Raw genomic sequence first — 13,031 nt, forward strand, 5'->3', positions numbered from 1 at the left:
TGACGCGCATATCCTGCCGAAATGGCGAGTCCGGTCCTCAGCGTCGTCGTGCCCATCTACAACGTCGAGCCCTATCTCGCCGAATGCCTGGGATCGCTGGCCGGGCAGTACCGCGGCGCCCTCGAAGTGATCATGGTGGACGACGGGTCGACCGACGGCAGCGCCGCGATCGCCGAGCGGTTCGCCGCCGAGGACCCGAGGTTCCGGCTGCTCAGCAAGGAGAACGCGGGACTCGGCGCGGCCCGCAACACCGGCACCGCGGCGGCCACCGGCGAGTACCTGATGTTCGTCGACAGCGACGACGTGCTCGCCCCGTACGCGGCGGAGCTGCTGGTCGGCAGCCTGGAGAAGACCGGCTCCGACTTCGCGTGCGCCAACGTGCTGCGGCTGACCACCCGGGGACTGAGTCAGTCACCGATGCACCGGGCGGCGTTCGCGACCACGAAACTGCGTACCCATGTCAGTCAATTGCCCGCCCTGCTGGGCGATCGGACGGCCTGGAACAAGGTCTTCCGCCGGACTTTCTTCGACAAGCACGACCTGAGCTTCCCGGAGGGGGTGCTCTACGAGGACATCCCGGTCACCGTGCCCGCGCACGTGCTGGCCGAGGCGGTGGACGTGCTGGAGACGCCGGTCTACTACTGGCGCGAACGCGAGGGGCCGGACAAGTCGATCACCCAGCGCCGCGAGGAGCTGCCGGCTTTCCTCGACCGCCTGCGGAACTGCTGGGACGTCAGCCGCCTGCTGGGACGGTCCGGACACCTGCAGATCAAGCGGCTGTACGACGAGTCGGTGCTCAAGAGTGACCTGATGATCTTCCTGAGGGTGCTCCCGAAGGTCGACGACGAGTACCGGCGCGAGTTCCTCCGGCGCACCAACGAGTACCTGGACACCGTCGACCCGGAAGCGATCCTGGAGCTGCCGGCCGTGGAGCGGGTGCTCTGGACGCTGGTCCGGAACAGGATGCTGCCGGAGATCCTCGAGCTGCTGCCGGTGCTGCGCCGCCAGCGCCGGATCGCCCGCCGTGGCCTGCGCCGATACCACGACATGGACCTGTACCACGAGAAGTTGCCGCAGCTGCCGCGCGAGCTGTTCGTGGCCGGCACCCCGCGCCCGCGGACGAAGGTGCACGAGGTCGAGTGGGTCGACGGCAAGCTGCGGATCCGCGGGCACGCGTTCATCCCGGGACAGTCCGCGGCCCGGCGCTGGAGCACGTCGCGACTGGTGTGGCTCAAGGAGAGCGGCGGGCATCGCACCCGGCGGATCCCGGCGGTCAACCGGCGCTGCGTGGACGCCACCGCGGACCACGGCTCGGCCCGCATCGGGTACGACTGGTCCGGCTTCGAGGTACTCATCGACCCGCTTGCCCTTCGTACCCCGGAAGGGGACCGGCGCGACAGCGACTGGGCCGTGGTCGTCGGGGTCGTCGGCCTGGGCCGTAAGAGCAAGGGCTCGCTGGAGCTGGGGCAGCCGGCCAACCCGCTGCCGCTGACCGCCATGCACCTGGGTGACGTGCGGATCGTGCCCTATTTCACCGGCGGCCGGCTGCGGGTGAAGGTGCAGCACGTGGCGGCGGTCCTGACCGGACTGCACGCGGACGACGACGGGGTGGTCCTGGAGGGCACGGTCCGGGGCCTCGCGCCGACCACGGCGACGCTCTCGCGGGCACCGGGACTGCCCTGGAAGCGCTATCCGGTACGGATGGACGGCGAGCGGTTCACCGTCCGTCTGCCCGCGGGTGACCTGCGCCGTGCGGAGGGTGGCTACCCGCCGCTGCGGATCGGCGAGCCGGCCGATCGCTGGACGATCCGGCTCGGCGTGGGCAACAAACGTGCCCAGGAGGTCAGTTGCGTGGTGGCCGTGGACGGCCGATGGGACCCGGTCGTGCTGGGCTCCCGGACCGTCCACGTGCACCCCGGGCCCGGTGGGGACCCGGTCCTGATCGCGATCCCGACCGGCCCGGTGCTGACCGGCGTCAGCTCAGCCGACCGCCGCTTCCGCTTCACCGGCCGACTCCACAACCCCGCCGACAACGGATCCGCCGACAACGGATCCGCCGACAACGGATCCGCCGACAGGGGGCCCGCCGACAGCGGGCCCGCCGCGAGCGGCCCCGGCGAAGACAGCGGCGGCTTCTGCCTGGTGCTCCGCCCGGCCAACGCCCGCGAGACCAAGGTCTTCCCGGTACGCGTCGACGGCGACACCTGGTCCGTCGAGGTCGACCCGATCGCGGTCGAATCGTTCGGCACCGCCGTCCGCCTGCGCGCCGGATCCTGGAACGTCCTGTTCCGCGCCGGCGCCGGCCCCGTCCAGCCCCTCCCGGCTGCCCCCGGAGTCCTGAGCACACTGCCCGTACCCCTCGCCGGCGACGCCCCCCGGGTGTCCCTCGAAGCCCTGACCGCCGACGAACGGGTGGTCCTGCGGGTCCGCTCCGCGTTGCCCGACGAGGAGCGCGGCCGGGCACACCAGGCCCGCCTGCGCGAGCGTTACTACCCGGCCATGAGGGCACAGCCCCTGCGCGACGTGGTCGTCTACAACAGCTTCACCGGCCGGCAGTACAGCGACAGCCCGCGCGCGGTGCACGAGGAACTGGTCGCCCGCGGCCTGCCCCTGGAGCACCAGTGGGTCTCGGTGGACGGTCAGGCGCCGCTGCCGCACACCGCCGAGCCGCTGCCGCTGTGGAGCGAGCGCTGGTACGAATCCCTCGCCACCGCCCGCTACATCGTCACCAACCAGCACCTCCCCGAGTGGTTCCGCCGCCGCGACGGTCAGGTCGTCGTGCAGACCTGGCACGGCACCCCGCTCAAACGGATCGGGTTCGACATCGCCGACGTGCGCTTCACCGACAAGCGCTACCTGGAGAAACTGGCCCTGGAGACACCGAACTGGAGTTTCCTCGTCTCGCCCAACACGTTCAGCTCGCCGATCCTGCGCAGCGCGTTCGACTACTCCGGCGCGCTGATGGAGATCGGTTACCCGCGCAACGACGCCCTGTTCCGGGACCGGGCCGAGATCACCGAACGGGTCCGGGCCGCCGTCGGTCTCCCGCCCGGTCGCAAACTCGTCCTGTACGCGCCCACGTGGCGTGACGACGAGCACAGCGCCGGGGCCTACCGGATGACCCTGCAGCTCGACATCGAGGACGCCGCGGCCCGGCTCGGGGCCGACCACGTGTTGCTGGTCCGCCGGCACCCGAACGTGCTCGACGAGATCCCGGGCGACGGGGACGGCTTCGTCCACGACGTCTCCGGATACCCCGACATGGCCGACCTGCTCGCCGCCGCCGACATCCTGATCACCGACTACTCCTCGGTGATGTTCGACTTCGCCAACACCGGCCGCCCGATCCTGTTCTTCACCTACGACCTGGCGCATTACCGCGACGAGCTGCGCGGTTTCTACTTCGACTTCGAGGCGGAGGCGCCCGGGCCGCTGCTGTCCACGTCGGCCGAGGTGGTCGGCGCCGTCCGCGACATCGACACGATCGCCGAGCTGTACTCCGAACGGTACCGAGCTTTCGCCGCCAAGGCCTGCGACCTCGACGACGGCAACGCCGCCGCACGACTGGCCGACACCATGCTGGAGGCAGGATGAACCCCCCGTCCGTTTGGCGCCGCACCCGGGGACTGATCAAGAAACGCTTCGCCGCCCCGGCCCCGGACCTTCGCCTGCTCAAGGCGGTCAAGAAGAACAACGAGCTGCTGTACGACATCAGGTGGGAACTCAAGGAGCAGCGTAAATACCTCGAGGCCTTCCGGGCGTTCGCGTCCACGGCGATGTTCGCGGAGATCCGGGAGTTCACCGAGGCCCGCCAGTACGGCTTCGAGGAGACGATGCGCCGGGTCGCCCGGGACCGGCTGAGCCTGGCCCGGTTCGGCGACGGCGAACTCAAGATCATGCTCCGCCCGCAGTACAACCTGCGGTTCCAGCCGTGGTCCGCGGGGCTCGCCGGGGAGCTGCGCGCGGTGCTCGGCCTCGACGGCTACGACCCGGACCGGCTGCTGGTGGCGTTCCCGTACACGTTCCGGGACGCGCACTGGACCTCGGTCTGGCTGGACATCTGGCCCGAGGTGAAACCGTTGCTCAACCCGGACGTGCACTACGGGGCGGCGCACGTGTCCCGGCCGATCTACTTCTCCCACCTGGGTCAGCGCGGGGTGCAGCTGTGGCGCGACGTCTGGGACGGGCAGAACGTCCGCATCGTCACCGGGGAGGGGTCGCGGTTCCATCTGGAGCCGGCCCTGTTCGGCAACGCGAAATCGGTCGACTTCATGTATTCGGCGGCCAAGGACGCGTACGCGGATCTGCCTCGTCTGATGGAAGAGTTGGAAGCCGCCGATCCTGACAAGCTGTATCTGCTCGCTCTCGGACCGTGTGGAACCCTGCTGGCGGCCTGGCTGTCCCAGCGCGGGCGATGGGCCATCGACATGGGGCATATCAGCGAGAGCTGGGCGAATGTCTTCAAGGGGGCGGCATGGCCCGAGTCACTCGACGTTGTCAAGAGCTAGACCGATGCCCGACCTCCGGGCGTTGCCCTGGTGACACCGGCCACTATCGTTTGCCTCATGACCTCCATCGCGCTCGCTGAGGAGCTCCTCCTCCTCGCGTATGACGACCAGACCGGCAAGGCGACCGGTTCCCGCATCGGACTTGACCTCGGCATGGCCGCGGCGGTGCTGGTCGACCTCGCGCTCGCCGGACGGATCGCGTACGTCGCCGGCAACCTGGTCGTCAACGACCCCACCCCGACGGGTGACCCGATCGCCGACCGGATCCTCGCCAAGGCCGCCTCCGACGACCCGCACACCCCGGCCCAGTGGGTCCAGCGCCTGCGTCACCGGCTCCGCCAGCACGTGCTCGAGGACCTCATCGCCCGCGGCGTGATCCGTGACGAGGACGAGACCACCATGGGCGGCGTGATCCACCTGCACCGTTACCCGACCACCGACCCGGCGTTCGAGGCGGAGATCCGCAAGCGCCTCGCCGAGGCCCTGATCACCGACGAGGTGCCGGACGAGCGCACCGCGGCGCTCTGCACCCTGCTGGTGGCCATCCGCATGGAGCCGGCCCTGCGCCTGCCCCCGGAGGACGCGGCCCGCGCCCACGAACGCCTCGAGCAGATCGCGAGCGGGGCCGGCTTCTCCGGCACGGCCAACCTCGAGGACTCCATCGTCCGTCCCAGCGTCGCCCTGGTGGTCGCCACCCTCGGCAACGCCATCCGAGCCGCCCTGGGCGCCCCCAAGGTCGTCTGAGCGCCCGTCGGACGCCGAGGCCCGTCAGACGCCGAGGACGGTGGCTATCTCCTTGCGGAGCTGGGCCATCGCGGCGCCGGAGCGGAACTGGGCGTTGACCAGTTTGCCGGTGCCGAGCGGCTCGACGACCTCGAGGTAGGCCTTGAGCTTGGGCTCGGTGCCCGAGGGGCGGATGACCACGCGGACCTGGGCGGTGCGCAGGGTGACCACGTCGGCGTCCGGGGCGCGGTCCTCGACGGCGGTCACCGGGACGCCGAGCAGGTTTTCCGGGGGGTTGGCGCGGACGTGGGCCATCATCCGGGTGATCTCGCCGAGGTCGGCGACGCGGACCGAGAGCTGGTCGGTGCGGTGGACGCCGAATTCGGTGTCGAGTTCGTCGAGGCGTTCGCGGATCGAGGAGCCCTCGGCCTTGAGCGCCGCGGCGAGTTCCGCCACGGTCAGGGCGGCGGTGATGCCGTCCTTGTCGCGGACCATGTCCGGGGCGACGCAGTAACCCAGCGCCTCCTCGTAACCGTAGGCGAGCTCCTCGGCGGCGCGGACGATCCATTTGAAGCCGGTCAGGGTCTCCGCGTACGGGATGCCGCGCGCCGCGCAGATCGCCCCGAGCTGGCTCGACGAGACGATCGTGGTCGCGTACGTACCGGGGACGCCGCGGCGGATGAGGTGGTCGGCGAGCAGGACGCCGAGTTCGTCACCGCGCAGGGCCCGCCAGCCGGCTTCCGGGCCGAGCGGGATGGCGATCGCGCACCGGTCGGCGTCGGGGTCGTTGGCGATGGCCAGGTCGGCCCCGGTTTCCGCGGCGAGCGCGAGGAGCAGGTCCATCGCGCCCTTCTCCTCCGGGTTGGGGAACGCGACGGTGGGGAAGTCGGGGTCCGGCTCGGCCTGCTCGGCGACCACGGCGGGGGCGGGGAAGCCGGCTTCGGCGAACGCGGCGGTGAGGACCTCGGCGCCGACCCCGTGCAACGGCGTGTACGCGACCGTCAGCTCCCGGGGCCCTTCGGCGAACGCGGCGGCGGCGCTGCGGGCGTACCCCTGGATGATCTCGTCGCCGAGGACCGTGCCGGGTTCGCCCAGCGGGACCCCGGCGATGGGCCCGACGGCCCGGATGGCGGTCTCGATGCCGGCGTCGGCGGGCGGCACGATCTGGGCCCCGGCACCGGCCGGTCCGCCGAGCGCGGCGCCCAGGTAGACCTTGTAGCCGTTGTCCTGGGGCGGGTTGTGGCTGGCGGTGACCATGACGCCGGCGACCGCGTCCAGCTTGCGCACCGCGTACGCGAGCACCGGGGTCGGCAGCGGCCGGGGCAGCACCAGCGCCTCGCGTCCGGCCGCGGTGGCGATCCGGGCGGTCAGCTCGGCGAACTCCTTGGACCGGTGCCGGGCGTCGTAGCCGATGACCAGCGGTCCGGTGCCGTTCTGGGCGGCGAGCCAGGCGACCAGCCCGGCGGCGGCCCGGGTGACCACGGCGGGGTTCATGCCGTTGGGCCCGGCCCGGAGTTGCCCGCGTAGCCCGGCGGTGCCGAACGTGAGCGGGCCGGCGAACCGGTCGGCGAGTTCGCCGGTGGTCTCCGGGAGGCCGTCCAGCAGCGCCCGGATCTCGTCGCGGCCGGTCGGGTCGGGGTCGTCGGCCAGCCAGGTCTCGGCGAGCCCGCGTAGGTCGTCAGTTGTTGCCATGCACAGTTCGTAGCACGGCTCAGGTTCCTACTGGCTGTCGAGGGTGAAGGTCTTGACCATCTCGTCGAAGATGGGCTTGCTCTCGGCGAACTGGTCCTCGGTGCTCGTCATGTAGAACGAGTACGCCTTGCCGCCCTCGACGATGGCGCCCCAGAGGCCGTGCCGGTTGCCGTCGCAGGTGTATTCGAGGACCGCGCCGGACTTGCCGCCGATCTCCTGTTCGGAGAGGTCGACCTGCTTGTAGGGCTTCGGGCAGCTGGAGCCCTTCTTCTTGAGGCCGGTCTCAGCGATCTTGAGGAACGCTGTGGGTGCGCTCTTGGCCGGCTCTACCAGGAGCCGGACCTTGCGCAGCGAGTCACCGTCCGGGGCCTCGGGGTCGAGGTAGTCGACCCAGCTGCCGCCGGACTTCTTGGTCCAGCCCTCGGGCACCGAGACGGTGGTGCCCCGGCCCTTGTAGGCGACCGTGGGGAAGCCCGCGGCGGCGGGTTCCGAGGCCTGCGGCGCGTTGCCGGCGGCCGGGGTCTTGTCCTGGTCGTCGTCGCCGGAGAACGCGATGACGAGCACGAGGATCAGTGCCAGTGCGGTGCCGCCGGCGGCGGCGAGCTGGGTGTTGCGCGGCCAGCCCTTGACCGTGGTGACCGCCTTGCCGGAGGCCTCCCGGACCGTGGCGACGGTCTTGTCGATCATCTGCTTGCGCCGGGCGGTCGGGCTCATGACGACCGTGCCGGCGCCGCTCTGGTACGGCTCACGGGCGGCGCGGCTGCCGTCCCACTGCTGCCGGGGCGGGATCACGCTGGTGGTGTCGCCGTGGCCGCCGGAGGCCGCCGGGATGACGCTGGTGCGGTCGCCGTCGCGGTTGCCGGCCATCGGCGGGGGCGGCGGGTACGCCCCGGTGGGCTGGTCGTTGCGCGGCTGCACCAGGTTGGGCCGCTGGTTGCCGTCCTGCTTGAGCTTGGCCAGGTGCCCGGAGAGCGACTCGCCGGGGGCGAGCATGGCCCGGCCACCGATCTGCCCGGAGGGCTGCGGCGGCGGGATCGGCTGGGTCTCGGCGGCCGGCGGGCGCTGGGCCGGGACGACGGAGTACGGGTCCGTCATCATGTGCGGCGGGGCCTTGCTGGCCAGCGGCCCGGCGAGCTGCTGGCGCAGCATCGTGCGGGCGGTCTGCACGTCGAAGCGGCGGGCCGGGTCCTTCTCGAGCAGGCCCATCAGGACCGGCGTGAGCGAGCCGGAGCGCACCGGCGGGGTCGGCGGGTCCTCGACGACGGCGTGCATCGTCTCGATCGGGTCGCCCTTGTCGAACGGCGGCCGGCCCTCGATCGCGGTGAACAGCGTCACGCCCAGCGAGAACAGGTCGCTCGGCGGGCCGAAGTCGCTGCCCATGGCGCGCTCGGGGGAGATGAAGTGCGGCGAGCCGAGCACCATGCCGGGCGTGGTGAGCTGAACGTCGGTGGGCATCCGGGCCACACCGAAGTCGGTGAGCACGCAGCGGCCGTCGGTGCAGATCAGGACGTTGGCCGGCTTGACGTCGCGGTGCAGGACACCGTGCGCGTGGGCCACCTCGAGCGCGCCGAGCAGGGCGATGCCGATCTTGGCGACCACCCGCGGGTTGATCGGGCCGTCCTCGATGACCATGTCCGCGAGGCTGCGCGCCTCGAGCAGTTCCATGACGATCCAGGGGCGGCCGTTCTCGTGGACGACGTCGTAGACCTGGACGACCGCCGGGTGCTGCAGGGCGGCGGCGGCGCGGGCCTCACGCATGGTGCGTTCGTACATCGAGTCGCGGTCGCTGGGGGCCAGGCCGGGCGGGAGGATGACCTCCTTGATGGCCACGTCTCTGCGCAGCAACGTGTCGGCGGCACGCCAGACGGTGCCCATGCCGCCATGACCGACCGCGGCACGCAAGGTGTAACGCCCGCCGATGAGGGTGCCGGGGGCTGCGCGATTGCTGGTCGGAGCGGTGCTACCGCTGCTCCACGTCGGGATCTGAGTCACAGAGATGCCACCGAGGGGGGTCTAGGGGGCGGTCGGCCAACCCCGCTATCTTGCCCGGTCCCACCCGGTTTCCGGAAGTCGGTCGCCGACTGTTCTCAGCATCTCGACGTAACGTAGCCGTATCATCGCCCTGGGTGTTACTTTTCGGACGCCGGGGAGGAAATCTTCCTGACTAGTATCCCGGGTGTGGATGCTGAGTCGGGGTTCGAGGTAAAGGCCGTCTACGCGGCTGCTGATCTTCCCGTGGACGTCGAGGAGAAGCTCGGGCGGCCGGGGGAGTTCCCGTACACCCGTGGTGTCTATCCGACGATGTACACCAAGCGTCCCTGGACCATGCGGCAGTACGCCGGGTTCGGCACCGCGGCCGAGTCCAACGCCCGCTACCACCAGCTGCTCAGGGCCGGGACCATGGGCCTGTCGGTCGCGTTCGACCTGCCCACCCAGATGGGGTATGACTCCGACGACCCGATCGCCGAGGGTGAGGTCGGCAAGGTCGGGGTGGCCATCGACTCGATCGAGGACATGCGCCGGCTGTTCCGCGACATCCCGCTGGACAAGGTCTCCACCTCGATGACGATCAACGCGCCCGGCTCGGTGCTGCTGCTGCTCTATCAGCTGGTGGCCGAGGAGCAGGGGGTGCCCGGGCCGGCGCTGCAGGGCACGATCCAGAACGACATCCTCAAGGAATACATCGCCCGCGGGACCTACATCTTCCCGCCGAAGCCGTCGCTGCGGCTGGTCGCGGACACGTTCGCGTACTGCCGCACGGAGATCCCGAAGTGGAACACCATCTCCATCTCCGGCTACCACATGGCCGAGGCCGGGGCGACCCCCGCGCAGGAGATCGCGTTCACCCTGGCCAACGGCATCGAGTACGTCCGGGCCGCGATCGCCGCCGGGCTCGCGGTCGACGACTTCGCGCCCCGGTTGTCGTTCTTCTTCGTCGCCCGCACCACGCTGCTGGAGGAGATCGCCAAGTTCCGGGCCGCCCGGCGGATGTGGGCGCGGATCATGCGTGACGACTTCGGGGCGAAGAATCCCAAGTCGCTGATGCTGCGGTTCCACACCCAGACCGCGGGGGTCCAGCTCACCGCGCAGCAGCCCGAGGTCAATCTGGTACGCGTCGCGGTGCAGGCGCTCGGCGCGGTTGCGGGGGGTACCCAGTCGCTGCACACCAACGCCTACGACGAGGCGATCGCCCTGCCCAGCGAGAAGGCGGCCCGGCTCGCGCTGCGGACCCAGCAGGTCATCGCGTACGAGAGCGGGCTGGTGGACACCGTGGACCCGTTCGCCGGCTCGTACGTCATCGAGGCCATGACCGACGAGGTGGAGGCCATCGCGACCGGCTTGATCGAGCGGGTGTTCTCGTACGGTTCGGCGGTCGACGCGATCGAGCAGGGCTTCCAGAAGCAGGAGATCGAGACGTCCGCGTACCGGATCTCGCAGCAGATCGACGGCGGTGAGCGGGTCGTGGTGGGGGTGAACCGGTTCGTCGCCGACGAGGAGGAGCACTACGAGCCGCTGCGGGTCGACCCGAGCATCGGCTCCGACCAGGCCGCCCGCCTCGCCGAGCTGCGCGCGAACCGGGATTCCGCCGCGGTCGAGGCGGCCCTCGCCGACCTGCGGAAGGCCGCGGAGGGTACGGACAACGTGCTGCCCCCGATGCGCGAGGCGCTCCGGCTCAAGGCGACCGTCGGCGAGGTCTGCCACACGCTGCGTGGTGTGTGGGGCGTTTATCACCCTGTCGAGCACTTCTGATCACGATGCATCGGCGTTGGACGGGTATTCGTAACGATCTGCGCCATCAGGCGGTCTAGGCTGTCGCGGTTGCGGAATGCGGTGCGGATAGCGGTTACGAGAGAACCGGAACCTGACGACGAGAGCGATACCGAAAGTGACGAGTGCAGTGACGGCGTCGGACGGCGCCAAGACGGCTCCGTTCCCGGGCCCGCCCCCCGGTGCCGAACCCCTGCCCGGCCAGCTCGACCGCTGGCTGAGCGCGCACGGTCCCGAACTGGTGGCGATCCGCCGGCACATCCACTCGCACCCGGAGCCGTCGTACTCGGAGTTCGAGACCGCCGCGCTGATCGCCCGGGAGCTGGCCGTCGTCGGCCTGACCCCGCAACTGCTGCCCAAGGGCAACGGCCTGATCTGCGACATCGGCGAGGGCGACCGGGTGATCGCGTTCCGCGCCGACCTGGACGCGCTGCCGCTGCAGGACACCAAGGACGTGCCGTACCGCTCGACCGTCGACAAGGTCGCCCACGCCTGCGGCCACGACGTGCACACCACCGTGCTGCTCGGCCTCGGGCTCGCGCTGGCCCAGCTCAACGAGCTCGGTGAGCTGCCCGGCCGGGTCCGCCTGGTCTTCCAGCCCGCCGAGGAGGCGGTGCCGTCCGGTGCGCCCGGCGTGATCGAGGCGGGCGCGCTCAAGGACGTCGCGGCGATCTACGCTCTGCACTGTTACCCGCAGCTGCCGGCCGGCCTGGTCGGGGTCCGCTCCGGCCCGTTCACCGCGGCCGCCGACACCGTGAAGGTCCGGCTCACCGGAGCGGGTGGGCACACCGCCCGCCCGCACCTCACCGCCGACCTGGTGCACGCGCTCGGCCGGGTGATCGTGGACGTGCCGGCGCTGCTGGACCGCCGGGTCGACCCCCGGGCCGGCGTCTCGATGGTCTGGGGCGCGGTGCACGCCGGCAACGCGTTCAACGCGATCCCCGGCGAGGGCGAGGTACGCGGCACGGTCCGCATCCTCAACCGGGACGCCTGGCGCGAGGCCCCCGAGCTGGTCACCCGGCTGATCCGGGACGTGGTGGCGGCGACCGGGGCCGAGGCCGAGGTCACCTACACCCGGGGCGTCCCGCCGGTGATCAACGACCGGATGGCGTCGGCGGTGATCGCGGGCGCGGCCGGTGCCGCTCTCGGCGCCGACCGGGTGGTCGAGGCCGAGATCAGCATGGGCGGCGAGGACTTCGCGTTCTACCTCGAGCACGTACCGGGCGCGATGATCCGGTTGGGGACCGGCACGCCCGGCTCCGAGGTCCGCTACGACCTGCACCAGGCCAACTTCGACGTGGACGAGCGTTGTATCGGCTACGGCGTCCGGGTCATGGTGCACACCGCGCTGGCCGCGCTAGTCACCGGCGCCTTCTAGCACCGTCGCGGCTCGCCGGCGGCGCCGGCGGGTCCACCAGATCGCCACGGGTACGCCGGCCAGCACCAGCCACGGGAGCAGCCAGCCGAGCACGGTGGCGACCACGCCGAGCGTGGTGGTCAGGCCGTCCCAGCCGTCCTTCAGACCGGCCACGAACTTCGAGTCGGCCGGGGCGTCGTCCTCGACCGTGCTATTCACCTCCCGGGGCTTGATCAGCACCGCGGTGATCGTCGACAGCGAGGTGAGGTCGGCCAGCCGCCGCTTCTTGGCCTGCAGCGACGCCAGGTCGGACTCCCGGGTGGCGACCTCGCGCTCGAGCATCACCAGGTTCTCCAGCGTGGTCGCCTTGGCCAGCAGTGCCCGGCCGCTGGTCACCCGGGCCTGCTGGGTGGCGATCCGGGCGTCCAGGTCGACGGTCTCCTCGGTGACGTCGTCGGTGCTGAGCCCGCGCTGTTCCTCCTTGCCGAGGCCGGCGAGCTGGTCCACCACGTTCGAGAACCGGTCGGCCGGGACCCGCAGCGTGAGCGTGGCGTCGGACGGGCCCTTGTCGCCGCTGCTGCTGCGCTTGTCGCCGCCGATGAAGCCGCCCGCCCCGGCCACGATGGCGGTCACCCGGGCGGCGGCGGTGTTGACGTCGTCGACCCGTACGGTGATCGACCCGGTGTAGACGATTGAGCGCTGGTCGACCGCGAGGTTGGGTGCTTCCTTCTTCTCGGTGCTGGTCGCGGCGCCCGCCGCCGGCTGATCGGCGTCCTCCGCCGCGGGTTCGCCCCCGGCGGGCTCCTCGGCCGGGGCCAGGGCCGGCGCCGCGCCCGAGGTGCTGGCCATGTCCGAGTTGTCCGCGCTGCAGCCCGCCAGCGTCAGCCCCGCCACCAGGCCCGCCGCGACCCACCATCTCGTCGTCCGAAGTCTCGATCCCCGCATGGTTCCTCCGTATCCCCGTTCGGTCTGCCCGCTGGGAC

Annotated in this window: 8 protein-coding genes; 5 read left to right on the forward strand and 3 right to left on the reverse strand. The window is 71.1% G+C overall.

Annotated elements, in window-relative coordinates; all coding sequences use genetic code 11:
* Positions 1 to 21: 21 nt before the first annotated feature.
* Genes ACIA6A_RS11735 through ACIA6A_RS11745 form a run of 3 tightly spaced genes read left to right on the forward strand, consistent with a single transcriptional unit; the run spans position 22 to position 5,252 of the window.
* Complete coding sequence (locus ACIA6A_RS11735) at positions 22 to 3,594, forward strand: CDP-glycerol glycerophosphotransferase family protein (protein ID WP_396097454.1); 3,573 nt, start codon at positions 22 to 24, stop codon at positions 3,592 to 3,594.
* Positions 3,591 to 4,508 (forward strand): GT-D fold domain-containing glycosyltransferase, encoded by a 918-nt coding sequence (locus ACIA6A_RS11740; protein WP_396097455.1) that lies wholly within the window; start codon positions 3,591 to 3,593, stop codon positions 4,506 to 4,508. Before ACIA6A_RS11735 ends, ACIA6A_RS11740 begins: the two co-directional genes overlap by 4 nt.
* Before the next feature lie 57 nt (positions 4,509 to 4,565).
* The gene (locus ACIA6A_RS11745; protein ID WP_396097456.1) at positions 4,566 to 5,252 is read left to right on the forward strand and encodes a GPP34 family phosphoprotein; all 687 of its coding nucleotides are present in this window, start codon (positions 4,566 to 4,568) and stop codon (positions 5,250 to 5,252) included.
* 24 nt (positions 5,253 to 5,276) lie between these two features.
* On the opposite strand, the gene ACIA6A_RS11750 is transcribed toward ACIA6A_RS11745, so the two are convergent.
* Both ACIA6A_RS11750 and ACIA6A_RS11755 read right to left on the reverse strand, forming a co-directional pair.
* Complete coding sequence (locus ACIA6A_RS11750; RefSeq protein WP_396097457.1) at positions 5,277 to 6,923, reverse strand: phospho-sugar mutase; 1,647 nt, start codon at positions 6,921 to 6,923, stop codon at positions 5,277 to 5,279.
* 27 nt (positions 6,924 to 6,950) lie between these two features.
* A complete protein-coding gene (locus tag ACIA6A_RS11755; RefSeq protein WP_396097458.1) occupies positions 6,951 to 8,915 on the reverse strand; it encodes a protein kinase in 1,965 nt (654 codons plus the stop codon).
* A 186-nt stretch (positions 8,916 to 9,101) separates the two neighbouring features.
* Here ACIA6A_RS11755 and ACIA6A_RS11760 point away from each other — a divergent pair, with 186 nt between their 5' ends.
* Complete coding sequence (locus tag ACIA6A_RS11760; RefSeq protein ID WP_396097459.1) at positions 9,102 to 10,673, forward strand: methylmalonyl-CoA mutase; 1,572 nt, start codon at positions 9,102 to 9,104, stop codon at positions 10,671 to 10,673.
* Between the two features lie 136 nt (positions 10,674 to 10,809).
* Positions 10,810 to 12,069 (forward strand): amidohydrolase, encoded by a 1,260-nt coding sequence (locus ACIA6A_RS11765; RefSeq protein WP_396097460.1) that lies wholly within the window; start codon positions 10,810 to 10,812, stop codon positions 12,067 to 12,069.
* Here ACIA6A_RS11765 and ACIA6A_RS11770 read toward each other — a convergent pair.
* Entirely contained in the window at positions 12,049 to 12,993 is a 945-nt protein-coding gene (locus ACIA6A_RS11770) for a DUF4349 domain-containing protein (protein ID WP_396097461.1), read from the reverse strand. The genes ACIA6A_RS11765 and ACIA6A_RS11770 overlap by 21 nt on opposite strands.
* Positions 12,994 to 13,031: the final 38 nt, after the last annotated feature.

This window comes from Actinoplanes sp. NPDC051494, from assembly GCF_044454705.1.
In the GTDB taxonomy this organism is placed as follows: Bacteria; Actinomycetota; Actinomycetes; order Mycobacteriales; family Micromonosporaceae; genus Actinoplanes.